Consider the following 24,843-nt stretch of genomic DNA (forward strand, 5'->3'; position numbering starts at 1 on the left):
GTGGGGGCCCGAAGGGGATCCGGGGAACCCCTCGCCGTCAGGCTGCCGGGTCCTCGGCCGGATCGCCGGGATCCTGATCGTCCCGGTCGTGCTGATCCTGCCCGGTTTCGGACGTGATGTCCCGGTCCGGCTTGGACCGTTCGTACAACTCGAACCAGATCGACTTGCCCTCGCCCCGCGGATCGACGCCCCAGGTGTCGGCCAGCATCTCCGTGAGCAGCACCCCGCGCCCGCTCGACGCCATCTCGCCGGGCTGCCGCTTGTGGGGCAGCTCGTCGCTGCCGTCGGCCACCTCCACGCGCAGCCGCCGCGCGCCCAGCTCGCCCACCGCCTCCGCGACCAGCAGCGCGTCCCCGTCGGTGTGCATCAGTACGTTCGTCACCATCTCGGAGACCATCAGCACCGCCGAGTCCACCTGGTCCGCGTCCGCCCAGTCGTGCAGCAGCTCCCGGACCTGCCGGCGCGCCCCCGCGATCCGCTCCGGCTCCGCCTGGGCCACGGTCAGCATCGTGCGCCGGGCCGGCCGCGCCGGATGCGGCGACGGGGTCCCGCAGCCGAGGCCCGGGCCCTCGCGGCACAGCAGCACCACGGCTATGTCGTCCTCGCGACGGTCGGCCAGCGGCCCCGTGGTGTGGTGCGAGGACGGCCCGTGCACGGCCTGGACCAGCAGGTCCGCCATCCGCTCCAGGTGCGCCGCCCCGGCGGAGTCGCCGCCCGGGTCCTCCGGGGGCTCGGTCTCCAGGACCGCCCGCAGCCGCGCCCAGCCCGTGTCCAGGTCGTGCCCGCCGGTCTCGATGAGCCCGTCGGTGCACAGCATCATCGTCTCGCCCGGCTCCAGGGTGAACCGGGTCGTCGGATAGTCGGTGTCCGGGACGATCCCGAGCGGCAGCCCGCCCGCCGTCGGCCGCATCAGGACCGTGCCGTCCGCCATCCGGATCGCCGGATCGGGATGCCCGGCGCGGGCCACCTCCAGCGTTCCGGTCTCCGGGTCGCACTCCACGTACAGGCAGGTCGCGAACCGCGGGCCGGCGTCCTGACCCGACTCCTCCTCCGTCTCCTGCGTGGAACACAGCCCGACCAGGAAGCGGGAGGCCCGCGACAGCACGGCGTCCGGCCGGTGGCCCTCGGAGGCGTAGGCCCGTACGGCGATCCGGAGCTGGCCCATCAGCCCGGCGGCCCGTACGTCGTGCCCCTGCACGTCACCGATGACCAGCGCGAACCGGCCCGAGGGCAGCGGGATCATGTCGTACCAGTCGCCACCGACCTGGAGCCCGCCGCCGGTCGGGACGTAGCGCGCCGCGATCGCCATCCCGGGGATCTCCGGGCCGAGCTGCGGCATCATCGACCGCTGGAGCCCGGTCGTGAGCTCCCGCTCGGATTCGGCCACGCCGGCCCGCTGGAGGGCCTGGGCCAGCATCCGGGCCACCGTCGTCAGCACGGACCGCTCGTCGGGCGAGAAGGACACCGGATGCTTGAAGGCGGCCATCCAGGCCCCCATCGTGCGGCCGGCCACGATCAGCGGCAGGAAGGCCCAGGAGATCCTGCCGAACCGCTGGGCGAGCGGCCAGGTGGCCGGAAAGCGCCGCTTGTAGTCCTCGGGGGTCGGGAGGTAGATCGCCCGCCCGGTACGGACGACCTCCGCCGCCGGATAGTCCGTCTCCGTCCCCATGTCCGAGAAGGGGGCCTCGGCCCCGGGACCGTGCCCGTGGTGCCCGATGATCGACAGCCGGTCACCCTCCAGCCCGAAGACGGCGAGCCCGTCCGGGCTGAAGCCCGGCATGGACAGGGAGGCCGCCACCCGCAGCACCTCCGACGTGGAGCGCGCCTCGGCCAGCGCCCGCCCGGCGTCCAGCAGGAAGGCCTCCCGGGAACGCCGCCAGTCGCCGGTGATCGGGGTGTGCACGGCGGTGGTCCCGGGCTGCGGCTCGGCGATCTCCTGGATGGTGCCGATCAGCTCGTAGTCGATGCGGCCCTCGGGCGTGCGGTTCTCCAGCGGCTTCGAGCGGCTGCGCACGGTGCGCAGCACCCGCCCGTCCTCGTCCATGATCCGCAGGCGGGCCTCCGCGAGGGTGCCCTCGGCGACCGCGAGGTTGACGATGCCGTTGACCTCGTTCCAGTCCACCGGGTGGAACCGCGACCGCACGGCGACCTCGGGCAGGACCACCGGCTCCGCGGGCAGCCCGAGCAGCCGGGCGGCCTCGCCGTCCAGGGCGACCGTCCCGGAGGCGTTGTCCCATCGCCACAGACCCGTCGCGATGGCTGCCAGGACGTCCTCGGTGCGCACCCGGCCATCTTTACAGGTCATCCCACGGACGTGCCTCTTCAGCGCCCTGGCCGGACCCTCTCCGGGCGCGCCCGCGCGGTCCCCCGCCCGGACGGTAACCTTGGGACGGTTGAATCCACCCTGGTATCGCGTAGAACTGGATGACTGATGCATCGGTACAGGTCCCACACGTGCGGCGAGCTCCGTGCTTCCGACGTCGCCTCCGACGTCCGGCTGAGCGGCTGGCTGCACAATCGTCGAGACCTGGGCGGCATCCTCTTCATCGATCTGCGTGACCACTACGGCATCACGCAGCTCGTCGCCCGCCCCGGCACCGCGGCGAACGAGGCGCTCAGCAGCGTCACCAAGGAGACCGTCGTCCGGATCGACGGCAAGGTCGTCTCCCGCGGCGCCGACAACGTGAACCCCGAGCTCCCCACCGGTGAGGTCGAGGTCGAGGTCACCGAGGTCGAGGTGCTCGGCGCCTCCGCCCCGCTGCCCTTCACGATCAACACCGACGACGGGGTGAACGAGGAGCGGCGCCTGGAGTACCGCTTCCTCGACCTGCGCCGCGAGCGCATGCACCGCAACATCATGCTGCGCTCGGCCGTCATCGCGTCGATCCGCTCGAAGATGGTGGCCCTCGGCTTCAACGAGATGGCGACCCCGATCCTCACCGCGACCTCCCCCGAGGGCGCCCGTGACTTCGTCGTCCCGTCCCGCCTGAACCCGGGCAAGTTCTACGCGCTGCCGCAGGCGCCGCAGCAGTTCAAGCAGCTGCTGATGATCTCCGGCTTCGACCGGTACTTCCAGATCGCGCCCTGCTTCCGCGACGAGGACGCCCGCGCCGACCGTTCGCCGGGCGAGTTCTACCAGCTCGACGTCGAGATGTCGTTCGTCGAGCAGGAGGACGTCTTCCAGCCCATCGAGCGCCTGATGACCGAGCTCTTCACCGAGTTCGGCAACGGCCGCGAGGTCACCTCGCCGTTCCCGCGGATCCCGTTCCGCGAGTCGATGCTGAAGTACGGCAACGACAAGCCCGACCTGCGCGCCAAGCTGGAGCTCGTCGACATCACCGACGTGTTCGAGGCCTCGGAGTTCAAGGCGTTCGCCGGCAAGCACGTGCGCGCCCTGGCCGTCCCGGACACCGCCGCCCAGCCGCGCAAGTTCTTCGACGGGCTCGGCGAGTACGCGATCTCGCTGGGCGCGAAGGGCCTGGCCTGGGTCCGCGTCGGCGAGGACGGCGCCCTGACCGGCCCGATCGCCAAGTTCCTCACCGAGGAGAACGTCAAGGTCCTCACCGAGCGTCTGGGCCTCGCGGCCGGCCACGCGGTGTTCTTCGGCGCGGGCGAGTTCGACGAGGTCTCCAAGATCATGTCGGGCGTCCGTGTCGAGGCGGCCAAGCGCGCGGGCCAGTTCGAGGAAAACGTCTTCCGCTTCTGCTGGATCGTCGACTTCCCGATGTACGAGAAGGACGAGGAGACCGGCAAGATCGACTTCTCCCACAACCCGTTCTCCATGCCGCAGGGCGGCATGAAGGACCTGGAGGAGAAGGACCCGCTCGACATCCTGGCCTGGCAGTACGACATCGTCTGCAACGGCATCGAGCTGTCCTCCGGCGCCATCCGCAACCACGAGCCCGAGGTCATGCTGAAGGCCTTCGAGATCGCCGGTTACGAGGCCGAGACCGTCGAGCGCGAGTTCGCGGGCATGCTGCGCGCGTTCCGCCTCGGCGCCCCGCCGCACGGCGGCATCGCCCCGGGCGTGGACCGCATCGTCATGCTGCTGGCCGACGAGCCGAACATCCGCGAGACCATCGCCTTCCCGCTGAACGGCAACGCCCAGGACCTGATGATGGGCGCGCCGACGGTGCTGGAGGAGAGCCGCCTGCGCGAGCTGAACATCGCCCTGCGCAAGCCGGTCGAGACCAAGGCCTCGGAGCGGCCGATCTCCGACGCGGTCGTGCCGGACGCGGGCTCCCCGCGCGGCTGACCCCGTCACGCACGAAGGCGGCGCCCCCTCCTGGTGGAGGGGGCGCCGCCCTTTTGCGCGGTGCCGATTTTTCGTGGTGCCGCCGTCAGAAGCGGTCGAGCACGCCCTTGAGGAGCGCGGCCGAGGACAGCTCGGCCGGTGCGGGACCGGCGTGGAAGAACCCGGCGTTCTCGGCGTCCAGCTTGCGCAGGAAGTCGAAGGCCTTCGCGTCGTGGTCGCCGAACGCGACGAACTGCCAGTGGACGTCCGGAGCGGCGGTCGCCGCGTCGGCGATCGCCTGCCGGGCGGGCTGGCGGTTGTCGGGCGCGCCGTCCGTCTGGAAGACGACCAGGGCCGGGCCCGAGCCGCCGTCCTTCTGGTACCGCTCCAGGACCGCCTCGACGGCCACGTGGTAGCTGGTGCGGCCCATCCGGCCGAGCTCGGAGTGCCGGGCCTCGACCCAGGCCGCGTCGTGCGCGTCCAGGGTCAGCTCGGCGGTGCCGTCCACCTCCGTGGAGAAGAACACCGTGTGGACGGTGGCCTCCTCGTCGAGGTGCGCGGCCAGCGCGAGGGCGTGGTCGGCGAGGTGCTGGGCACTGCCGTCCTTGTAGAACCCGCGCATCGAACCGGAGCGGTCCAGTACGAGGTACACCTTGGCCCGCGCCCCGGCCCGCTCCTTGCCGCGCAGCACCTGGCCGGCGGCCTTGTACGCCGCGCTCACGCCGGGCGCCCGCCGCCGTACGGCTGCCGCCGCGACGGCCGGCCCCACGGCCTCGCCTTCGGCCTCGGCCGGAGCCCCGTCCCCGGCGGCGGCTTCCGCTTCGGGTTCGGGTGCTGCGGTGACCGGCTGGGCGGCTGGCTCGGCTTCCGGTTCGGTGGTGGCATCGGCGGCCACGAGCGCGGGCTCGGCCTCGACTTCGGCGTCGGTGGCGTCGGCGGCCGCCGGTACGGGCTCGGCCTCCGGCTCCGCTTCGGCTGCCGCCGGGGCCGGTTCGGCTTCGGCGGCCGGAGCCGCCTCGGCGGGCGCGCCGGCCTCCGGGACGGCGGTCTCGTCGGCCGGGTCTGGAGCGGCCACTTCGGCCTCGGCCTCCGGGAGCGCGACAACGGCCTCGGGCTGGACCTCGGGCTCGGCCACGACGGTCTCGGCCACGGGTTCCGCCACGGCGGCTTCGGCCTCGGGCTGGACCTCGGCCTCGGCCACGGCGGCTTCGGGCTCGGGCTGAGCTTCGGGCTTGGCCACGGCGGCTTCGGCCTCGGGCTCGGCCACGACGGTCTCGGCCTCAGGCTTGGCCACGGCGGCTTCGGCCTCGGGCTGGGCTTCGGCTTCGGCCGCGACGGTCTCGGCTTCGGGCTCCGGGGTCACGGCCTCCGGCTCGGCTGCGGCCTCGGTGGCGGCCTGCGGCTCGGGCTCGGGGGTCGCGGTGTCGTCCGCGGCCGGCGGCTGCGTCTCCGGGTCGCGGGGGGAGTGGTCGCCGCCCTGGGGGGTGACGGGGCGGCGTGCCTCCGGGACCGTCGGGTCCGCGGCGGGCGCGGGGGCGGTCAGGAGGGTTCCCGGCTCGCGGTCCCGCGGCGCGGGCTGCGGCGGAACGGTCGGATTGTCGAAGGACGCCGCCACCAGTTCGGCGGCCACGTCCAGGGGGGTGCGTTCAGTTTGGCTAGGAACGGCCGCCGAAGTGGCGTCCGACGTTTCCGGAACCGGTTCCGCAGACCGTCCGAACACCTTGCGCAACAAGCTCCGAATACCCATGGGCCAGGCCTTTCGCATGAGTGCGTGCGTCATTTGTCCGTGCTGCGCGGTTGATCCCTGCCCAGAGTGGACACGTAAGGTTATCGGCCGCTCGGCTGGATCTTCGGCAGGGTCGCCTTTCGTGGCGCCTGGCTGTCCAGGCAAGCGCGCGCCCGGACGAACTCCCCCTCCGCCGTGCCGGGTTCATTCAGCGTTCATCCCCGCGCCGCCGCATCGGCGCAACCCGGGCCTAGCGTCACGGCTGGATTCGTTCCGACACGCTGTCGGCACCGTGCACCTTCCGGAGGACACCTCGTGCGCAAGCTCCTGCCGCTCATCGGCAACCCGCATGGGAGCGGCCGTTCCGCTCTCACCTGCCGCTACCGCTGTGGCGACGCCTGCTTCCACGAGGTGCCCAACACCAGTGACAACGAGTACGCGGGCGACGTCATAGCCCGTGCCTACTCCCGTCGCTCGATGCTCCGCTCCGCCGCCGTCGTCACGGTCGCGACCGCCGCCGGCACGGCCGTCACCCTCGGGGCGGGCGGCGGCCAGACCGCCAACGCCACCCCGTCGGCCGAGGCCCAGCACGGCGGCGAGGCCGCCCGCGGCCTGCGCTTCGCGTCGGTCGCGCCGAACACCAACGACAAGGTCACCGTCCCCACGGGCTACGAGCAGAACGTCGTCATCCGCTGGGGCGAGCCGATCGTCAAGGGCGCCCCGGCGTTCAACGCCGACCGGCAGACCGCCGCCGCCCAGGCCGGACAGTTCGGCTACAACAACGACTTCCTGAGCCTGCTCCCGCTCGGCGGCGACTACGAGCGCCAGCAGCTCCTCGTGGCCAACCACGAGTACACCGACGAGATCCTCATGTTCAAGGGCTACGACCCGGCGAACCCGACCCGCGAGCAGGTCGAGATCGCCTGGGCCGCGCACGGCCTGTCCGTGGTCGTCGTCCAGGAGGACCACCGCAGCGGCAAGCTGACCGCGGTCTCCCGCCACCAGCTGAACCGCCGCCTGACGGCCACCAGCGAGTTCCGGATGACCGGCCCGGCCGCCGGCGGCGCCCTGCTCAAGACCTCCGTCGACCCGACCGGCAAGAAGGTCCTCGGCACCCTCAACAACTGTGCCGGCGGCACCACCCCGTGGGGCACCACCCTCCACGGCGAGGAGAACTTCAACCAGTACTTCGGCAACGCCGGCCTGGTCACCGACCCCACGCAGTCCGCCCGCCTGAAGCGCTACGGCGTGACCGCCGGTGCCACCGAGCGCAAGTGGGAGCGGTTCGACAAGCGCTTCGACGTGGCCCAGGAGCCCAACGAGTCCCACCGCTTCGGCTGGGTCGTCGAGCTGGACCCGTACGACCCCAACTCCGTGCCGCGCAAGCGCACCGCGCTCGGCCGCTTCAAGCACGAGGCCGCACAGCCCCGCCTGACCGAGGACGGCCGTCCGGTCGTCTACATGGGCGACGACGAGCGCTTCGACTACTTCTACAAGTTCGTCTCGTCGAAGCAGATGAAGAAGGGCAACTCGCGCGCGGCCAAGGAGCACAACCTCACGCTGCTCGACGAGGGCACCCTCTACGTCGCCAAGCTCACCGGTGACTCCCCGGCCGACCAGTTCGACGGCTCGGGCAAGCTGCCCGCCGACGGCGAGTTCGACGGTTCCGGCGTCTGGATCAAGCTCGCCACCGGCAACGTCTCGCACGTCGAGGGCATGACGGCGGAAGAGGTCTACGTCTTCACGCGCCAGGCCGCGGACAAGGTCGGCGCGACCAAGATGGACCGCCCCGAGGACGTCGAGCCGTCTCCTCGCACCGGCCGCGTGTACGTCGCGCTGACCAACAACACCGACCGCGGCAAGCCCGGCAAGGAAGGCGCCACCGAGCCCAACCCGCGCAACGCGAACAAGCACGGCCAGATCCTGGAGCTCGCCGAGAACTTCGACGACCCGGCGGGCGACGGCTTCGCCTGGCGGCTGTTCCTGGTCGCGGGCGACCCGAACGACCCGGCCACCTACTTCGCCGGTTTCCCGAAGGACAAGGTCAGCCCGATCTCCTGCCCGGACAACGTGGCCTTCGACCCGCACGGCAACCTGTGGATCTCCACGGACGGCAACCAGCTCGGCTCCCACGACGGCCTGTTCGGCGTCGCGACCGCCGGTGACCGCCGTGGTGAGCTGAAGCAGTTCCTGACCGTCCCGCGCGGCGCCGAGACCTGCGGCCCGCTCATCCAGGACAAGCGGGTCCTCGTGGCGGTCCAGCACCCGGGCGAGATCGACGGCGCGTCCGTCGAGAAGCCGCAGTCGGTGTGGCCCGACGGACCGGGCAAGATCGTCCGGCCCGCCGTGGTGTCCGTGTGGCGCAAGGACGGCCGCAACATCGGCGTCTGACGGCCCGAGTTGATCCGTGAGCGGGGTCGTGTTTCACGTGAAACACGACCCCGCCGCGTTCAACTCCCCTCCGCCAGACGCCCCACCGGCAGCCGGAGCGTGCTCACGGCACCTCCGTCGGGGGCGTTGGAGAAGGTCAGCGAGACCTCCAGCACCGCTGCCTGGCCGACGGCGATCGTCAGCCCCAGCCCGTGGCCCCGGCCCCGTCCGGGGTCCCCGGTGCGGAAGCGTTGCGGACCCTGCTCGATCAGCTCGTCCGGGTAGCCGGAGCCGTGGTCGCGGATCACCACCACCGGCCCCTCGACCGTCACCTCGACCGGCGGCCGCCCGTGCTTGTGGGCGTTGACCAGCAGGTTGGCCACGATCCGGTCCAGCCGTCGCCGGTCGGTGAGCACCACCGAGTCCCGCACCACCTCGACCGAGGCGGCCAGACCGGTCCCGGCGACGGCCCGTTCGACAGCCCGGCCCAGCTCCACCCGGGACAGTTCCGCCCGCTCCACCCCGGAGTCCAGCCGGGAGATCTCCAGCAGGTCCTCCGTGAGCAGGTGCAGGGCCTTGAGCCGGTCGTTGATCATCTCCTTCGGGCGGCCCTCCGGGAGCAGGGCGGCGGCGGCCAGCGAACCGGTCAGCGGGGTGCGCAGTTCGTGCGCGACGTCGGCCGTGAACCTCTTCTCGGCCTCCAGCCGGTCCTGGAGCGAGCCGGCCATCAGGTCCAGGGCCTGGGCCACGTCCCGCACCTCGTCGCGGTGGCGGGAGTCGTCCCCGCGGACGGGGAGACCCACCCGGGCGTCCAGGTCACCGGCGCTGATCCGGCGGGCCACGGCCGCCGCCGTCGCCAGCCTGCGGCTGATCCGGTCGGCCAGGAACAGACCGGCCAGGGCCACCACGCCGGCGGCGAGGGCCGAGGACGCGAGGATCGCGGCGTCGATGTCGCGGAGCCGGTCGCGGGTGCCCTCGTACGGGATCCAGACCGCGAGGGCCTTCTTGTCGGCGGGCCCCGCGCCCCACATGACCGGCTCGCCCCGCAGTTCGCCGACCATGCTGCCGGTCTGCCCGCGCGCGACGAGATCGCGCAGCGGTACGGGCAGGGCGGGCGGATCGAGGGCGACCGCGATGTCACCGTGCGCGGTGCCGTACTCGTAGTGGCCGAGGGCGTGGTCGAGGTCCCGGTACACGTCCTTGCGGACCTCCCCGGAGATCTGCCGGGCGACCACGTTGTGCACCAGCACCCCCAGCACGGCGGCGACCGCGCAGCACACCAGGGTGGTCGTCAGCGCGATCTTCCAGCGCAGACTGCTCAGCGCGCGCATCGTGACCGGTCCTCGCCGAGGGGGGTGTCCGTGAGACCGGCGCACTCGTCGAGGGTGAGCTGCGACAGGTTCATGATCCCGGCGTCCGGGTCCCACACGTAGTCGGAGACGGAGATGTAGTCCGGGTTCGAAGTCGGCTCCCGTACCGCGAGGTGCTCGGCGGCCACCTCCACCCCCTCCAGGACCCCGCGGCGGGACAGGATCCGGGTGATGTCGCCGTCCGCCCCCACGGTGTAGACGCGCAGCTCGCTGAGCCGGCCGTCGATGTCGAGGGCGGTGATCAGCTCCTCCTTGCCGTTGCCGGTCATGTCGTGCAGGACCGGGGGCCGCACGGGGCAGTCCGGGCCGCCGTCCGGGGCCTCCGTGCACAGCGCGACCCGCTGTACCGCCCGCGGGTCGACCAGGCGGCCCGTCCCGCCGTCCTGGGCGGTGGCGGCGGTGACGTCGGCGCGTACGACGTCCACCGCGTTCACGCCGCGCATGCTGCCGGTGGTGACCTTGGGCAGGCCCGGCACGACCGCGGCCGTACCCGGCGACTGGCCCGGGGCGGGGGGCTCCGGGCGGATGTCCCGCCACAGGCTCTGGGGGGAGTGGACGGTGCCGAGGTCGCCCGCGTCCTGGAGGCCCTCCACGTCGGCGCACCCGGCGGTGACCGCGAGCAACACGGCGACGGCCGGGAGGCGGGAGCCGTGGGGGCGGCGCCGCGGCGGGGAGGGCCTCATGCCCCGATGCTCCCCCCACGTCCGCCCCCGGGCCCGAGCGGTGACCCGTTGGAGTGACCCCTCCCACCGCGCGGACCCCCTCCCCGCTCCCGGAACCACAGCGACGCCGACCGGCTGCCTACCCCCGCCCCGCGACGTGCCGCTGCGCAGGGCATTCCCCTACCCACCCTTCCCCCGTTCCCGCCTCAACGCCGACGCGGCTCAGCAAGCCCCCGGGGCCTCCGCCCCCAAACCCCCACGCCTCAAACGCCGCCGAGGCTGAAGCGGTCCGGGATGCCGGGGGCTCCGCCCTGCACACGGCGCGCCAACCACAGCCGGGGCTGAAACGACCCGGCGGAGCCGGAAATCCTGGGGCTCCGCCCCAGACCCCGCGCCTCAAACGCCGGCGAGGCTGAAGCGAGCCGGATGCCAGGGGCTCCGCCCCGGACACGGCGTGTCAACCACAGGCGGGACCGGGATGACCCAGCGGGGCCAGGCCCCTGGGGCTCCGCCCCAAACCCCCGCGCCTCAAACGCCGGCGAGGCTGGATATGGCCAGGATCAGCAACGCGAGGCCCCGTTAGGCCGGCCAGGCCTGGGCAGCGGGGATCAGGAGGCTGAACGGGCCAGGGGACGGTCCCAGGCCGGGGGCGGGGACGGGGTGGGGGGTCGGCCGGGGCTAAAACGTGATTTGTTGGCGCCCTGTCCCGACCGGCAAAAGGGACCCGGAACAGGCGCCATAAATCATGCCCGCCCCGGACGACCCCCCACCCCGGCCCCGACCCCGGCCCACCCGCAGCCCCCCACCCGGCCCCCACCCGGCCCCGACCCCGGCCCCACCCGCAGCCCCCCCACCACGGGAACGGCCCCGCCCGCAGCCCCGGCGGGCCGGGGCGTTACGGGGACGGGTGGGCGATGGCTCGGGCTGCGGCTATTTCGTGGTGGACGGGGGAGAGGACGCTGGACGGGGGCGGCCCGGGGGGGACGTCCACGCGGATCGGGGTCACACTGCCGCGGACGCCCTCGGAGAGGGAGCGCAGCTCCCGGGTCAGGCTCTCGACGTCCTCCGCGGCAGGCGGCTCCGCCCCGTGGTTGACCCGGACCCGCGCGGCCGTCGTCGCGTCGACGATCCGCTCCACGGCGACCACCAACGGCCACCACGCCGCCGCCCGCGCCCCCGTGGGCGGCGGCTCGGTCAACGCCCGCTGGAACTCGCTCCGCACCCCGGACAGCTCCCGGTAGATCCGGCGCCGGGCATGGAGCCGGGCCTGCCGGGCGGCCCGCGCGGCGGCCTCGTCGGCGACGGGCGCGAACGCCCGTTCCAGGTACCGCGCCGCGTCGTCGACGGAGTCCGCGAGCCGGTCCCCGAGCCGGGTGCGCCAGCTCTCGGGCCACAGCAGGTAGCCGGCGACCAGCGTGATGGCACAGCCGATCAGGCTGTCGAGCAGCCGGGGCCGGATGAGGTCGAAGCCCTGGTGGTTGAGCAGGTCGGACAGCAGCAGGATCACGGGGGTGATCGCGGCGGTCTGGAAGGCGTACCCCTTCGCGGAGAACCACGGGATCAGCGCGGCGAGCACGAACATCACCGGTACGTCCCACCACCCCCGCGGCACCTCGGAGAGCACCGCGGCGGCGAGCACCAGCCCGGCCGCGGTGCCGAGCGCGCGCAGCAGGGCGCGGGAGAACACGGAGCCGAAGTCCGGCTTGAGGACGAAGGTGACGGTCAGGGCGACCCAGTAGGAGCGTTCGACCTCGACGACGGACACCAGCGACTGGGCGAGGCCGATGCACAGGGCGAGCCGGAGCCCGTACCGCCAGGAGGCGGAGGACAGCATCATGTCGCGCACGGCCCGCCGGGCCCGCACGCGCAGGGCGGCGGGCCGGCCGAGCCGGTCGTCGACGTTGCGCATGTCGGGGTCGGTGACGTGCACGATGGCCGCCGCGTGCCGCAGCGCGGCGTCGATGGCCCGTTCGGACTGGCTGTGCGGGGACGGGAGGTCGAGCACGGGGGTTCCGGTGCGGCCCTCCTCGACGGCCGCGGCCAGTTCCCGTACGGCCGCCGGGATCTCGGGCGGCAGCGCCCGCCCGCGCAGGTGGGCGGCGGGGGCGGCCTCGACGAGCGGGATGAGCACGTTCAGCTGCGCGAGCATCCGCACCAGGGAGGGGCTGCGTCCGTGGACGCGCGCGCGGCGGCCCAGCACCAGGTCGTACGCGTGGTTCAGGGCGAGGGTGAGGTCACGGCGGCGGTCCTCGTACGCGGATCCGCCCGCGGCCTCCAGGCTGTCGGCCAGTGCCCGGTAGGCGGACGCGACGGCGGTCCGTTCCGGCCGGCGGCCGCGCAGGGGCCAGCCCAGCAGGGTCAGTGCCAGGACGAACAGCCCGCCGGCGGCGAGCAGCAGCGGCGCCGTCCACCAGGGTTGCGGCAGGGGCAGCCCGGCGCCGACGACGGCGTTGAGCAGGAGCAGCAGTCCGGACACGGAGGCGACCGTGCCGATCGAGGAGATCATGCCGGAGACGAGGGCGATCAGGGTGAGGACGCCGACGGCGAGCCAGCCGCGTCCGAAGACGAGGGTGCCGAGGGCCACTCCGACGGCGCCGAAGAGCTGCGGGACGGCGATGTTGAGGACGCGCATCCGGTAGGCGTCGGCGGTGTCGCCGATCACCCCGGACAGGGCTCCCATGGAGACGAGCGCGCCGTATTCGGGTTCGTCCAGGGCGAAGCCGACGGCCAGCGGGACGGAGAGGGCGACCCCGGCGCGCAGGACGGCGGCCCAGGGGACGGGGGCGGTGGTCGGCCGCAGGCCGGCGAGCAGCCAGGCGGGGGGTGTCAGCGGATTCGGCCGGGGCCGCCCGGACGGTATGTGCTCGGTGCGTCGTTCGGTGGTCATTCCGCTTCCGTGTCGCCGCTCGCGAATCGGTTCTTCTGGGGAGTTCTGCGGAGGATGGGTACGTTCCGAGCTTATGGGGTGCGGCGTAGCCGACCCGTCAGCCATGCGCCGAGTGCCGCGGCGAGGCCGACGGCGAGCAGGATCCAGGCGGCGGTCCGCAGGTACGCGGTGAGGGCGTCGTAGACCGCGGCGGCGGCGGGCCGGTCGACGTCGGCGGGCAGGTCGTCGAGGGCGAGGCGGCGGCAGAGGCTCACCGCGATCCACAGCAGCACGGCTCCGACGGCGACCCCGATGCCGGTGGCGAGGACGGCGTGCCGGCGCCGGACGGCGACGGCGATGGCCGCCGCGGCGAGCACCAGCGTCAGCAGGGGGAGCCAGACACCGGCGATCTGGAGCATGTGGAAGCCCTTCCGGAGCGCGGCGAGGTTGTCGTACTCCATGACCTTCACGGACAGGTGGGTCTCGGGGATGCGGTCGGCGAAGGGCACCTCGTCCCCGACCAGTTCGCTCTTGACCTGCGCGATCACGGGGGCGAGGTCGATGGTGAGGGCGTCGCCGTGGCCGGTGGTGAGGGCGTTGAGGAAGGCGGCGTGGGCGGCGCGGTTCGCGGCGTCCCAGGCGGTCCGGTAGGCGGTGGTTCCGGCGAAGGAGCGCAGGGCCTCCGCGATCAGGGCGTCCACTCCGCCCTGGAAGGGGCCGGCGTCGATCTGTCCGGCGAGGGCGCGTCCGGCCTGGGTGACGACGACCTCCTGGACGGCGGGGTCCTCGGCGAGGGGGGACATGGCCGCCGTGTAGCGGCCGGCGTCGCTCAGCTCGTGGTCGGCCCAGTACGCGACGGCGCTCGCGGGGACGAGCAGGGTCACGAGGACGATGAGGGCCGCCGAGAGGAAGGTGCGCACGTCACCAGGGAAAGGCGGGGCGCGGGGCGGCGCCACCGTTGTTGCTGCGAGTGGGTGGCGTGCTCCGGCCGTCGCGGGTTTCCCCTGGTCCGGCCGGGTGATCCACTTGCCGGTCGGGGGTGGCGGGTGTGCTCTGGAGGATGGAAGAGAGGAGCCCCGCCATGGCACATGCGGCACCTACCGTCTCCCGGCGGCACCGCCCGGCGAGGTCGGCCGACGCCCACCACGTCAGCAAGAGCGCCCTGCTCCGTCCCCTGCTGGCCGGCCTCGTGTACGGGGTGTGGGCGGCCTTCATCAAGCGCCAGATGGGCCCGGTCGACGCGGGCAACGTCTTCTACGGGATCCTGTGCGGCGTCATCTTCGCCGCGATCATGTTCGCCCTCGCCCGGGTGGGCCCCCGGCTCAAGCGGGAGGTGCACGCCGCCGCGTACGGCGCCTTCCTCGGCATCGCCGCGGGCTATCTGCACAGCCTGACCAACGAATCCGTGCTGCGTGCCACTGCGGTGGGGCTCTTCGTCGGCATCGGCGTGGGACTCGTCGCCTTCTACCGCTACTACACGCGCGAGCCCTGATCCGGCGGCCGCTCCGCCCGGGCCCCTGAGCCCCCGGGCGCCAGGCTTCTCCCGGTCCGTCGGTCCGGCGCCCGCGTTGCTTCCGGCGGGCGCCGGACCGGCCGCGCCGGCCGGGGTTACGCGGCCGTATCGGGCGTCGCCACGGGCTGCTGGTGTTCGCTCTCGGACTTGGCCTGGGCTTGGGCCTCGGCGCTCACGGCCTGCGGTGCGGGCCGTTCCGGCTGCCGCGCGGGCGGGGTGAAGCGGGCGGCCTCGGCGCGGAGCATGGCGTTCAGGGCGGCGTAGGGGTCGATGGGCATGGCGGAACCTCACGGTGGTTCGAGGGGAGTGTGGGGGTGCGCGCTGCTGCTCGGCCAGCTCAGCAGCGCAGGACCACACTCCGAACCGCCCTCAGCGAGGTGGCCGGTCCGGTCGTCCCGTACGAGGTGACCCGGGACCTCCCGCCCGTGTGTTTCACGTGAAACACCTCGGGGGGCAGCTGCCGTACCGCCGGCAGCGCGCGGGACTGCGCCCGCAGGGCGGCTCGGGACTCGGGGTCCGAGGCCGGATCCGACTGCCCCTCGGTGGGTTCGGCCGGGGCGGTGGAGGCGGGGCGGGACTCGGCCACCGTCGCCGCCGCGGGACCGGCGCCGAACAGGCACAGCAGTACGACGCAGGCCACTGTCAGGACCCTCGCCGGCACCGCTCGTGCGAATCGCGCACCGCTCATGCCCCGCTTTGTGCCCCGACACACCGGAGGACTCCCCGCCGGAGCCCGAGAAGCCCCCGACCGGGGGACGAAGACACCCCCGTCGGCAGACAGGCGGCAGCGGCGCTACCGGCCGCTACAGCGGGCGGGCCGGCCAGTCCAGCAGCCGTGCCCCGATCGCCGCCGTCTGGAGGGTGTACCGGTCGACCGGGTCCCCGGGGTCGGCCCCCGTCAGCCGGTGGATCCGCTCCAGCCGGTACGTCAGGGCCCTTACGCTCAGGCCCAGTCGGCGGGCGGCCTCCGCCGATACGCACCCCGAGTCGAAGTAGGCGGTGAGCGTGTCCAGCAGCGGTCCGGCCCCGCCCCGGCCGGCCCGGAGCGGGCCCAGCACGCTGACCACCAGATCGGCCATCGCCGCCCGGTCCCGGGCCAGTACGGGAAAGACCAGCAGGTCGGCGGAGTGCAGCACGGGCCCTTCGAGGCCGAGCCGGTCCGCGAGGTCGAGCGCGCCGAGGGCCTCCTCGTACGAGGTCACGACCCCGCCCGTGCCCGGGTGGGGCCGGCCGACGCCGACGAGGCCGCCCGCCGAGGCGGTCGCGCGGGCCTGCTGGGCGAAGTGGGCGAGCACGTCGTTCCGGTCGCTCGGTGCCACGAGGATCAGCCGGCCGTCCTTGGTGGCGAGGAGGAAGGCCGTGTTCCCGAACCGTTCGGTCAGGGCCAGTTCCATCTGCCGGATCGCGGGCCCGGTGTCCTCGTACGCCTCGGGGCCGCGGGCGACGGCGACCGCGTGCTCGTGCGCCGGGTGCAGTCCGAAGCGTGCCGCGCGCTCGCCGAGGCGGCCGGGGTCGCCGCGTCCGAGCAGCAGGTCGTCGATGAACTCCCGGCGGGCGGCCTCCTCCTGGCGGACCGCCAGGACGAGGGCCCGCTCGTACCCCTCGGCGAAGGCGTCGACGCTCTGCTCCACCGCCGCCATCACGTGGTCCGGGGTGGCCCGGCCGCCGAGCGCCGTCCGGGTGGCGGCGAGGTGGGCGCCGACCAGGCCCCGCAGTCCGAAGCCGGCTTCGGCCGCCTTCTCGCCGAGCTCCCGGCGGGCGTCGAGTTCGTCCCGCCCCGGGAGGCGGCCGGTGCCCGTGACGCCTTCGAGGATCCGTACGTACCCGGTCAGATACTCCTCGGGTATGTCCTGCCCAGACGTCACACCAGCCCCCGCGTTTCACTCGAAACCCCCATTCTCACCCGACGGGAGGGGTGCCTTCCCGGGGACGGCCCGGGAGGTCGGGTAGGGACCGGGTCCGGGCCCTGGAAGCCGGACCGGACTTCTGAACCAGCGCTTCGGCGGCGGTGACGACTCCTTCGAATAGCTCACACCACGACGAAGACCACCGCCGCCGCCCCCATGAGCGCGGCGGCGATGTGCATCGCGGGATGGCCGTGGTCGCCGAACCAGAGCTGGCGGGCGAGGCCGCCGAGCGCGGCCAGGGCCGTGATGACGCCGATCTGGGCGAGCAGGGTGGCGGCGGTGAAGGGGGCCAGGAGCAGGAGTAAGGAGTTCAGCCAGAACGGGGTGGCGCCGGTCCAGCCCCGCCATTCCCAGATCGCGGTATGCATGTCCCGGCTCCCACCCTCAGCACCCTCGGCACGCGCGCATCGTCCGCACCACGGGTGTCACGCGTGACTCGCTCAACTCGTCGGCTGTACAGCCTCCTTGGGTGCGGCGGTCGGGGCAATAGCGCGTTCGGCTAGAAACGCGAAGGCCAGGCCGAAAGTCGCCCACAGGGTGGTCTGGATGGCCAGCGAGGCCAGCCTGAAGTCCCAGATCAGCGCGGCCGGGAAGCCCTCGGGGACCTCGTTGATCCCGGGCAGCAGGGCGTACGAGAGGCCGACCGCCGCGATGAACGCGAGCCCGGCGACGACCGAGGCGTTCCAGTTGCCGAGACCGGGCGCCAGGCGCCGGCCCAGGATCAGCGCACCCGCCGCCAGCAGCGCGCTCAAGGCGATCATCAGGAGGTAGAGGGCGGTGCGCCGGGCGGCGGTGTCGGGGTCTCCCACGGCCGGCGGGTTGGCGGGGTACTTGAAGAACGGCACCAGCGTCACGACGACGAAGAGGGCGCCGGTGACGAGGGCGGCCGTGGCCCGGGTGCCGAAGCGCCCGATGCGGCCCAGGGCGTAGCAGAAGACGAGCGCGGCGATGCCGCCGAGCGCGACGGCGAACAGCAGGACGCCGGTGCCGAGACCGGCCGTGGCCTGGAGGGCCCGGCTGACCGGCGGTTCGTCGCCGTGGTCGTGGCCCACGGCGGCGCCGGCCTCTTCGATGGCGATCGCCGCGTCCACCTTGGACTCGCCGAGGAGGTAGGCGACGAGGAACGCGGCGACGCCGGCGAGCAGACCGGCGAGCATGCCCCGGACGAGCAGGACGCGGGGGGAGATGGGGTTCACGTGGGTTCCCTTGCGCGGGTGGGGACGGCTGATCAGCGGGAGGTGATCAGTGGCAGGGGAAGCCGAGCAGGTGGCGGCCGTCGTGCAGCCACTCGTGGATGGTCTCGCCCTCGAAGAGGGCGGTGGCGCCCTGCTCGACGCCGACGAAGTAGAGCAGTACGAGGGTCAGCACGCCCGCGAAGACGGCCCAGGGGGCCAGTGCGGAGAGGGAGATCGGGGTGATCGCGGCGGGAGCCGTCGTGGGTACGGCGGAGTGAGCCATGGCAGAACCTCCAGGGGGAACACGCGTCCCGGTCAGTGGTGCTCGAACCGAAGGTGGCGGGTCTGACTTCTCCCCTCCATCGTGCGAGGGGATTCACAGTGGCGCGACCGTGCCGGAGTTTCACCGGTGCTTCCGTCATACCTTCGTCATGTCGTCGAGAACGTACCGCGCGGGTGGCCGGAACGCCACGGCGCGCACGCGCCCTCTCGCGCGCTGGTCGGAGCGCCCTACGCTCCCCCCATGCCCTCCGTACGCGTGCACCTGACCACCCCGCCGCTCGGCCCGGACGCCCGTCAGGGCCGGTTCGGACACGGGGATCCCTGCCCGGGACACGAGGGCCTGGCCGGGCCCGCCACGGGCGCGTGGGCCGGGCGGACCCTGGAGGAGGTCGCCGCCGAGGACCCGCAGGCCGTCCGGAGCTGGCTCACCGACCCGGAGTACGCGCCTCCGGGCGGTGGGGAGTCCGTGGCCGCCCTGATCGCCCGCACCGGGGCCCACCTGGCCGGTCTGGAACCCGGCCGGCACCACGCCGTGGTCGCGCAGGCCGTCGTACGGGCGGCCGTGGTCGCGGCGCTGGAGCTGCCGGCCGCCGCGTTCTGGCGCCTCGACGTCCGGCCGGACACCGTCACCACCCTCAGCGGGCGCGCCGGCCGCTGGAACCTCCTGGTGGGCCGGGACCGGGACCCGGAGTAGCCCGGGCAGCGCCACGGCCCGGACCCCGCGACGCGGTCCGGGCCGTGGCGACCGAAGGGGGCCTAGGCGACGATCCAGTCGGACGTGGCGATCACCGGCTGCACGCCGTCACGGTGGATGGTGCCCTCGATCAGGCCGTACATCCGGTCCGCCGCGAAGTAGACCTCGTTGTCGTTCTTGAGGCCGAAGGGCTCCAGGTCGACGAGGAAGTGGTGCTTGTTGGGGAGGTTCAGCCGGACCTCGTTGACCTTCGGGCAGTTGTCGAGCACCCGCTCGGCCATCTGGTTCAGGGTCTGCTGGAGCGAGTAGGAGTACGTCTCGGCGAAGGCTTCCAGCATGTGCTTGCGGACCTTCTTGTACGACTGGTCCCAGTCGTACTGCGGGTCGTCGGCGGCCAGCGCCGAATGCGCCCAGCGCGAGGTGACCTTGGTCGCCAGGATGCGGTCGTACGCCTCCTGGAGGGTCGTGTACTTGTCCTTGATGTAGCCGTGGAACTCGGAGTTCGTCGAGTTCATCACCGTCAGGTCCTTCAGACCCGAGATGACCTGGAGACCCGTGGTCTCGCTGTAGGTGATCTGCGCGGTGCGCACCTCCTGGCCCTTGCGGACGAAGGAGTGCTGCTCCTTGCGCGTCGGGACCGGGATGCGGTCCCAGACGTACTCCTCGATGCGGATCTGCGCCTCGCGGATCGGCTGCTGGGAGGAGACGAAGTGCTTGGCGAGCAGGATGCCGAAGGCCTCGGGGGAGGCGATGCCGTGCTCCTTGCCGAAGGCGTACACCGTGTTCTTGGTGGTGTCGGTCGGCAGGCAGTTGGCGTTGTCGCCGGTCAGGTGGACGTCGCGGAACTCACCACGGAGCGCGACCGAGACGTTGAGGTCGCGGATCTCGTGCCAGGAACCGTCGTTGCCCTTGCGGGTGACCTTGACGATGCGGTTCTCGGCCTTGCCGTACTGGTTCTGCGCCAGGACGTGCTTGCTCATGCTGTCTTCCTTCGGGTCTCGGGAACACGGAGTCCGGTTGTCTGGATCCCGTACGCCCGGCGTCCAGCGCCCGCCCGTTGAAGGACGTCCCGCTCCCCGCCGTTCGGCCCCGCGGGGCCGCCCCGGGACTGACGTGCATCCCGGTCCGTAGGTGCTTGGGCCCGCAGGTGTCGTTCGCTGCGGTTCCTGCACGGATTGCAGCATGTGTACGGCGGGTTAACCACCGCGCGAATCATCCGAACACCGGCACCCACGGATTGGGCGACCCCACAAACCCGCAGGTCAGGCCATGTGTGCGTCGGCGACGCTGAGGGCCTCGTCAAGGATTCCGAGGCCCTTCGCCACGTCCTGGGCGGAGATGTTGCAGGGCGGGGCGACGTGGATCCGGTTCCCGGCGGTCAGCGGCCACAGGCCGCCCTTCTTGCAGGCCGCCCCGAACTCCGCCATCGGCGCGTTGTCGCCGCCGGAGGCGTTGTACGGGACCAGCGGCTCGCGGGTCTCCCGGTCGCGGACGAGTTCCAGGGCCCAGAAGGTGCCCATGCCGCGCACCTCGCCGACCGACGGGTGCCGCTCGGCGAGCGCCCGCAGGCCCGGACCGAGCAGTTCCGAGCCGGTGCGGGCGGACTGCTCGACGATGCCCTCCTCCGCCATCGTGTTGACCGTCGCGACGGCGGCGGCGCAGGCCAGGACGTGACCGGAGTACGTCAGACCGCCCGGGTAGGGCCGGCGGGCGAAGGTCTCGGCGATGGCGGCGGAGATGGCGACACCGCCGAGCGGCACGTACCCGCTGGTGATGCCCTTGGCGAAGCAGAGGAGGTCGGGGGTGACGTCCCAGTGCTCGGCGGCGAACCACTTACCGGTGCGCCCGAAACCGACCATGATCTCGTCCAGGATGAACACGATCCCGTAGCGGTCGCACAGCTCGCGCACGCCCGCGAGGTAGCCGGGAGGCGGGACGAGCACGCCGGGGGCGCCGCCGACGGTCTCCAAGATGATCGCGGCGATGGACTGCGGGCCCTCGAAGATGATGGTGTCCTCCAGGTGGCGCAGGGCGCGCGCGGACTCCTCGGCCTCGTTCGCCGCGTGGAACGGCGAGCGGTACAGGAACGGTCCCCAGAAGTGGACGACACCGGCGGTCGCGCTGTCGTTGCCGAAGCGGCGCGCGTCACCGGTCAGGTTGATCGCGGTGGACGTGGCGCCGTGGTACGACCGGTAGGCGGACATGACCTTGGGCCGGCCGGTGTGCAGCCGGGCCATCCGTACGGCGTTCTCCACGGCCTCGGCGCCCGCGTTCGTGAAGAAGATCTTGTCGAGGTCGCCGGGGGTGCGTTCGGCGATCAGCCGGGCCGCCTCGGAACGGACGTCCACGGCGAAACCGGGGGCGACGGTACAGAGCTTGGCGGCCTGCTCCGCGATGGCGGCGGCGACCTTGGGGTGCTGGTAGCCGATGTTGGTGTAGACGAGCGCACTGGAGAAGTCGAGGTAACGGTTGCCCTGGTAGTCCCAGAAGTACGAGCCCTCCGCCCCGGCCACGGCGAGCGGGTCGATGAGCTCCTGCGCCGACCAGGAATGGAAGACGTGCTTCCGGTCGGCGTCTTTCACTGAGGCGAGGGCAGCGGCTTCTGCGTTCATGTACCGAGGGTAGTTGTCCAGGATGTGGACCCCGGGGTGCCTCCGGTCCGGCGTGGCCGGAGCTTCGGGGCGGGGCGCTGACTTGACGGATCGCGGGCCCGGGCCTCGCCCCGGCGGCGGACGGCGGCCTACTTTCACGGCAGCCGCTCCACGGGGGAGACCGGTGGAACGTCCACGACGGGACCCTTCGCTCACCGCCAGGGAGCGAAGGGTTCTTCGTGCCGTTCGGCGCCCCCTTCGCCGCGGATCTTCCTGCTCCACGCCCTCTTTGTGCCCATTCGGGACTGATTTTCGGTGCTCGGCCGGTACGACGGGCGGCCCCGGCGTGTTCTCGTGGAGCAAAGCATGGGATTGTCCGAGGCGGGGCCGGGTAGGTGCGGCGCCGAGGGGCAGGGCGGAGACGGGAGAGCCGGTGGCGGAGCAGACGCGGAGGCTCGTCCTGGGCGGCGCCACGACCGGGGTCGTGACCCGGTGCCGGGACTTCACTCGCAGGGCCCTCGACGACTGGCTGTGGCCGGACGGTGCGGAGGAGACGGAGGACGCGCTCCTGCTGGTGTCCGAGGCGGTCACGAACGCCTGCCTGCACGCGGGCGGGCCGCGTGAACTGGTCCTCCGGCACAGCCCCGGACGGCTGCGGGTCGAGGTCAGCGACGACAGCGACGAGCCGCCGCGCGCCCGGCCGGCGGAAGCCCGGTCGCGTCCCGGAGGGCACGGGCTGATCCTGCTGGCGCGGCTCGCGAAGGGCTGGGGCTGGGAACCCTCGGCGGACGGCCGGACCGGCAAGACGGTCTGGCTGGAGGTCACCGCCCCGGGACCGGCCCCCGAGCCCGGTCCGGGCGGCTGACGCGCCGGGCACGTACCTCCCCGGCCCAGTACGGGCGGGGGCGGTACGGGGTTGTTCCCCGCCGGGCTACGCGTCCGTGAGGAGGCCGCCGCGCAGGCGGGTCAGGGTGCGGTTGAGCAGCCGGGAGACGTGCATCTGGGACAGGCCCAGCCGGTCCCCGATCTCGGACTGGGTCAGTTCCTGCCCGAACCGCAGTGCCAGCAGCGCCCGCTCCCGGTCGGGCAGCCCGGCCAGCATCGGCTTGAGGGACTCCAGGCACTCGATCGTGTCGTACGCCGGCTCCTCCTCGCCGAGCGAGGCCCGCTCGGCGACCGGGTCGCGTTCGGTGTCCTCGGGCGCCGGGGCGTCCAGCGAGCGGGCGGAGTAGGCGCGGGCCGCCTTCTGGCCCTCCGAGAACTCCTCCGGCGTGACGTGCAGCCGCTCGGCCATCTCCGCGTCCGTGGGCTCGCGCCCGAGGTCCTGTTCGAGCGTGTCGTGCACCTTGGCGGAGTCGATCCGCAGCTCCTGGAGCCGGCGGGGGACCTTCACGGCCCAGCTCGTGTCGCGGAAGAACCTCTTGATCTCGCCGGTGATGGTCGGCATCGCGAAGGTGGTGAACTCGACCCCGCGCTCGGGGTCGAACCGGTTGATGGCCTTGATCAGGCCGATCGTGCCGACCTGGACGATGTCCTCCATCGGCTCGCTCCGGCCCCGGAAGCGCCGGGCGGCGTACTTCACCAGGCTCAGGTTCAGCTCGACGAGGGTGTTGCGGACGTACGAGTACTCCGCCGTGCCCTCGTCGAGCGCGGCCAGCCGCTGGAACAGGGCCACCGAGAGGGCCCGGGCTTCGTGCGTTCCGACGTCGGTGAGGTCTGTACGGTCCATCGCTCTGCGCTCTCCTCCGACGGTGTGGTCCCGTGGGCGGGGCCGTCGTCCTGCGCGGTCGCTGTCCAGGGGGATATACCCGCCTGAACCGCTGGATACCCGCATATTTTTTCGACACGGCATGCCGTTTCACGTGAAACAACGGCCTGACCAGCAGCAACACGACCTACGGCGGGGGCGTGACCGCCTCGGCATAGAGCCGGAACAGGCGCGGGCCGTCCGGGTCCGCGGCCGACCGGAGCCGGGCCCAGGCCGTAGCCGCCGCCGCGCGCGCCACCGCGCCCGGCCACGGGTCGGGCAGCAGCTCGGGCGGCAGGAGCGGGTCCGGGAGCATGGCCTCCCCGAAGGCGGCCGCCAGGGTCACCGCGTGGGCGAGAGGGGCCCCCGGGCCGTCGGCGGGACCGGGGCCCGGGGAGCCCGCGGCGAGGGCGTGCAGGGCCGCGTACCGCCCCGCGATCTCCTCCAGCGGCCACAGCCGGGCCGCCAGGGCCACCGGATCGGTGGTTCCGCCCACCGTGAGGTCCCGGCTGCTCAGGCAGGTCAGCCCGTCGCTGACGCCCAGTTCCGCCGCGCGGGCCCGTACGTACGCGCCGATGTCGTTCGGGGTGACGTACAGCCCGCCCTGCACGGGGGCGGCGCCGAGCGCGGTCAGGGTGTCCCGCAGTGCGTCCCGGGCGGTCCGGGCCGATTCCGGGACGGCGAAGGCGTACAGGTGCCAGACCCCGTCCCACGGCTCCAGCCCGCCGTCCTGCCGGTAGGCGTGCCGGACGAAGTCCACCTCGGGGACCAGCGGCAGACCGGCCGCCGCCGCGTCCGCCGCCCCCGTGAGCCGCAGTACGGCCCGCCGGCCGCGGCCCTCCTGCGTGAAGCGGCCCTCCGCCGCGAGCCGCTTCACGCACAGCCGCACCTGCTGGTCGGTCATGCCGAGCGCGGCCGCGACCTCGTACAGCTCTGCGGCGTCCACGGAACCGTCCTCGCGGACCAGCGCGTGCACCACGAGCCGCGTCGGAACCACGGGCCCCGCCACGGAACCGGGCCCTGCCGCCGGCCCGGTCGTTTCCACTGGTCGTCCCGCGCTCATCGGGCCGCCACCGCCTTGTGCATCGTCGTCACGGCTCCGAAGCCCAGCACGTCCCGCAGCCACGGCGTGCGCCGCACCCGCGCGGCCGTGAACCCGCGCCGCTCGTACAGGGCCCGGGCGCGGGGGTTCTCGGCGATCACGTCCAGCCGGATCCGTCGGCAGCCCCGTTCGGCCGCCACCTCCTCGATCCCGTCGAGGAGCAGCCCGCCGATGCCCCGCCCGCGCGCCGCGGGATCCACGGCGATGCCGTCCATGACGAGCTCGCCACGGGCCGGGGTGCGCTCCAGCAGCGCCAGCAGGAACACCCGGTACAGGCCCCTGACCTGCCCGTACTGGGCCCTGACGGCGGCCGCGTCGCCGCCTACGAGGCCCCGTCCGGCGAGCTGGTAGCCGGCCACCCCGAGCACGCGGCCGTCCTCGGCCAGGGCGGTCAGGGCCCGGTCCCGGTGCAGGTGGGCGGCGATGAACCGGCGCCCCGCCGCGGCCGAGCCCAGCGCGGCGCCCAGTTTCCGGCCGAAGGCCTCCCAGTACAGCTCGGCCACCCGCTCCTCGGCGCCCTCGGGCACTCCTCGCCGCACCCGGGTGCGGCCGCTCTCCGTCGTCATGGGCACAAGCGTAATACGTTCATTGACGCTACGATCGT

Annotated in this window: 22 protein-coding genes; 5 read left to right on the forward strand and 17 right to left on the reverse strand. The window is 73.0% G+C overall.

Translation table 11 applies throughout. The annotated features are described in order from the left end of the window. Nucleotides 1-37: 37 nt before the first annotated feature. A complete protein-coding gene (locus tag ABZZ17_RS08585; RefSeq protein WP_356873439.1) occupies nt 38-2,284 on the reverse strand; it encodes a SpoIIE family protein phosphatase in 2,247 nt (748 codons plus the stop codon). 147 nt (nt 2,285-2,431) lie between these two features. Between ABZZ17_RS08585 and aspS the strand changes: the two genes are divergently transcribed. Next, nucleotides 2,432-4,255, forward strand: coding sequence for an aspartate--tRNA ligase (aspS, locus tag ABZZ17_RS08590; protein WP_356873441.1), 1,824 nt, complete (start codon nt 2,432-2,434; stop codon nt 4,253-4,255). Between the two features lie 85 nt (nt 4,256-4,340). On the opposite strand, the gene ABZZ17_RS08595 is transcribed toward aspS, so the two are convergent. Continuing rightward, nucleotides 4,341-5,864 (reverse strand): VWA domain-containing protein, encoded by a 1,524-nt coding sequence (locus ABZZ17_RS08595; protein WP_356873443.1) that lies wholly within the window; start codon nt 5,862-5,864, stop codon nt 4,341-4,343. 411 nt (nt 5,865-6,275) lie between these two features. Here ABZZ17_RS08595 and ABZZ17_RS08600 point away from each other — a divergent pair, with 411 nt between their 5' ends. Beyond that, the gene (locus tag ABZZ17_RS08600) at nt 6,276-8,351 is read left to right on the forward strand and encodes a PhoX family phosphatase (RefSeq protein WP_356873445.1); all 2,076 of its coding nucleotides are present in this window, start codon (nt 6,276-6,278) and stop codon (nt 8,349-8,351) included. A 59-nt stretch (nt 8,352-8,410) separates the two neighbouring features. On the opposite strand, the gene ABZZ17_RS08605 is transcribed toward ABZZ17_RS08600, so the two are convergent. The 4 genes from ABZZ17_RS08605 to ABZZ17_RS08620 all read right to left on the reverse strand — a co-directional run bounded on the left by ABZZ17_RS08605 (nt 8,411) and on the right by ABZZ17_RS08620 (nt 14,148). After that, the gene (locus ABZZ17_RS08605; RefSeq protein WP_356873447.1) at nt 8,411-9,661 is read right to left on the reverse strand and encodes a HAMP domain-containing sensor histidine kinase; all 1,251 of its coding nucleotides are present in this window, start codon (nt 9,659-9,661) and stop codon (nt 8,411-8,413) included. Then, nucleotides 9,649-10,383: a hypothetical protein gene (locus ABZZ17_RS08610; protein ID WP_356873449.1), complete on the reverse strand. Its 735-nt coding sequence runs from the start codon at nt 10,381-10,383 to the stop codon at nt 9,649-9,651. The genes ABZZ17_RS08605 and ABZZ17_RS08610 overlap by 13 nt, the downstream gene beginning before the upstream one ends. 874 nt (nt 10,384-11,257) lie before the next feature. Continuing rightward, on the reverse strand, nt 11,258-13,249 hold the full coding sequence (locus tag ABZZ17_RS08615; RefSeq protein ID WP_356873451.1) for an FUSC family protein: 1,992 nt from the start codon (nt 13,247-13,249) through the stop codon (nt 11,258-11,260). 71 nt (nt 13,250-13,320) lie between these two features. Beyond that, nucleotides 13,321-14,148 (reverse strand): hypothetical protein, encoded by an 828-nt coding sequence (locus tag ABZZ17_RS08620; protein ID WP_356873453.1) that lies wholly within the window; start codon nt 14,146-14,148, stop codon nt 13,321-13,323. Nucleotides 14,149-14,309: 161 nt separating this feature from the next. On the opposite strand from ABZZ17_RS08620, the gene ABZZ17_RS08625 reads away from it, so the two are divergent. Continuing rightward, nucleotides 14,310-14,720: a hypothetical protein gene (locus ABZZ17_RS08625; RefSeq protein WP_356873455.1), complete on the forward strand. Its 411-nt coding sequence runs from the start codon at nt 14,310-14,312 to the stop codon at nt 14,718-14,720. Nucleotides 14,721-14,836: 116 nt separating this feature from the next. On the opposite strand, the gene ABZZ17_RS08630 is transcribed toward ABZZ17_RS08625, so the two are convergent. The 6 genes from ABZZ17_RS08630 to ABZZ17_RS08655 all read right to left on the reverse strand — a co-directional run bounded on the left by ABZZ17_RS08630 (nt 14,837) and on the right by ABZZ17_RS08655 (nt 18,106). Then, the gene (locus ABZZ17_RS08630; RefSeq protein WP_356873457.1) at nt 14,837-15,019 is read right to left on the reverse strand and encodes a hypothetical protein; all 183 of its coding nucleotides are present in this window, start codon (nt 15,017-15,019) and stop codon (nt 14,837-14,839) included. Between the two features lie 59 nt (nt 15,020-15,078). Continuing rightward, nucleotides 15,079-15,429: a hypothetical protein gene (locus ABZZ17_RS08635; protein ID WP_356873459.1), complete on the reverse strand. Its 351-nt coding sequence runs from the start codon at nt 15,427-15,429 to the stop codon at nt 15,079-15,081. Between the two features lie 115 nt (nt 15,430-15,544). Further along, a complete protein-coding gene (locus ABZZ17_RS08640; protein WP_356873461.1) occupies nt 15,545-16,606 on the reverse strand; it encodes a helix-turn-helix domain-containing protein in 1,062 nt (353 codons plus the stop codon). Between the two features lie 164 nt (nt 16,607-16,770). Then, nucleotides 16,771-17,016, reverse strand: coding sequence for a hypothetical protein (locus ABZZ17_RS08645; protein ID WP_356873463.1), 246 nt, complete (start codon nt 17,014-17,016; stop codon nt 16,771-16,773). A 72-nt stretch (nt 17,017-17,088) separates the two neighbouring features. Further along, on the reverse strand, nt 17,089-17,844 hold the full coding sequence (locus ABZZ17_RS08650; RefSeq protein ID WP_356873465.1) for a CbtA family protein: 756 nt from the start codon (nt 17,842-17,844) through the stop codon (nt 17,089-17,091). A gap of 46 nt (nt 17,845-17,890) precedes the next feature. After that, nucleotides 17,891-18,106: a CbtB-domain containing protein gene (locus ABZZ17_RS08655; protein WP_356873467.1), complete on the reverse strand. Its 216-nt coding sequence runs from the start codon at nt 18,104-18,106 to the stop codon at nt 17,891-17,893. A gap of 240 nt (nt 18,107-18,346) precedes the next feature. On the opposite strand from ABZZ17_RS08655, the gene ABZZ17_RS08660 reads away from it, so the two are divergent. Beyond that, nucleotides 18,347-18,799 carry a histidine phosphatase family protein gene (locus tag ABZZ17_RS08660; protein WP_356873468.1) on the forward strand — a complete coding sequence of 151 codons (453 nt, stop codon included), beginning with the start codon at nt 18,347-18,349 and terminating at the stop codon, nt 18,797-18,799. 62 nt (nt 18,800-18,861) lie between these two features. Here ABZZ17_RS08660 and pucL read toward each other — a convergent pair whose 3' ends face one another. Continuing rightward, on the reverse strand, nt 18,862-19,779 hold the full coding sequence (gene pucL, locus ABZZ17_RS08665; protein ID WP_356873470.1) for a factor-independent urate hydroxylase: 918 nt from the start codon (nt 19,777-19,779) through the stop codon (nt 18,862-18,864). A gap of 282 nt (nt 19,780-20,061) precedes the next feature. After that, a complete protein-coding gene (locus tag ABZZ17_RS08670; RefSeq protein WP_356873472.1) occupies nt 20,062-21,411 on the reverse strand; it encodes an aspartate aminotransferase family protein in 1,350 nt (449 codons plus the stop codon). 412 nt (nt 21,412-21,823) lie between these two features. Between ABZZ17_RS08670 and ABZZ17_RS08675 the strand changes: the two genes are divergently transcribed. After that, the gene (locus ABZZ17_RS08675) at nt 21,824-22,255 is read left to right on the forward strand and encodes an ATP-binding protein (RefSeq protein ID WP_356873474.1); all 432 of its coding nucleotides are present in this window, start codon (nt 21,824-21,826) and stop codon (nt 22,253-22,255) included. 66 nt (nt 22,256-22,321) lie between these two features. Here the strand turns inward: ABZZ17_RS08675 and ABZZ17_RS08680 are convergent, their stop codons facing one another. From ABZZ17_RS08680 to ABZZ17_RS08690, 3 genes are all read right to left on the reverse strand, one after another. Continuing rightward, complete coding sequence (locus tag ABZZ17_RS08680; protein ID WP_356873476.1) at nt 22,322-23,119, reverse strand: SigB/SigF/SigG family RNA polymerase sigma factor; 798 nt, start codon at nt 23,117-23,119, stop codon at nt 22,322-22,324. 166 nt (nt 23,120-23,285) lie between these two features. After that, nucleotides 23,286-24,134, reverse strand: a complete 849-nt coding sequence (locus tag ABZZ17_RS08685; RefSeq protein ID WP_356873478.1) for a PaaX family transcriptional regulator C-terminal domain-containing protein — start codon at nt 24,132-24,134, stop codon at nt 23,286-23,288. A gap of 62 nt (nt 24,135-24,196) precedes the next feature. Beyond that, nucleotides 24,197-24,805, reverse strand: coding sequence for a GNAT family N-acetyltransferase (locus ABZZ17_RS08690; protein ID WP_356873480.1), 609 nt, complete (start codon nt 24,803-24,805; stop codon nt 24,197-24,199). Between the last annotated feature and the right edge of the window lie 38 nt (nt 24,806-24,843).

The organism is Streptomyces sp. NPDC006512 (assembly GCF_040611935.1).
Lineage (GTDB): Bacteria > Actinomycetota > Actinomycetes > Streptomycetales > Streptomycetaceae > Streptomyces.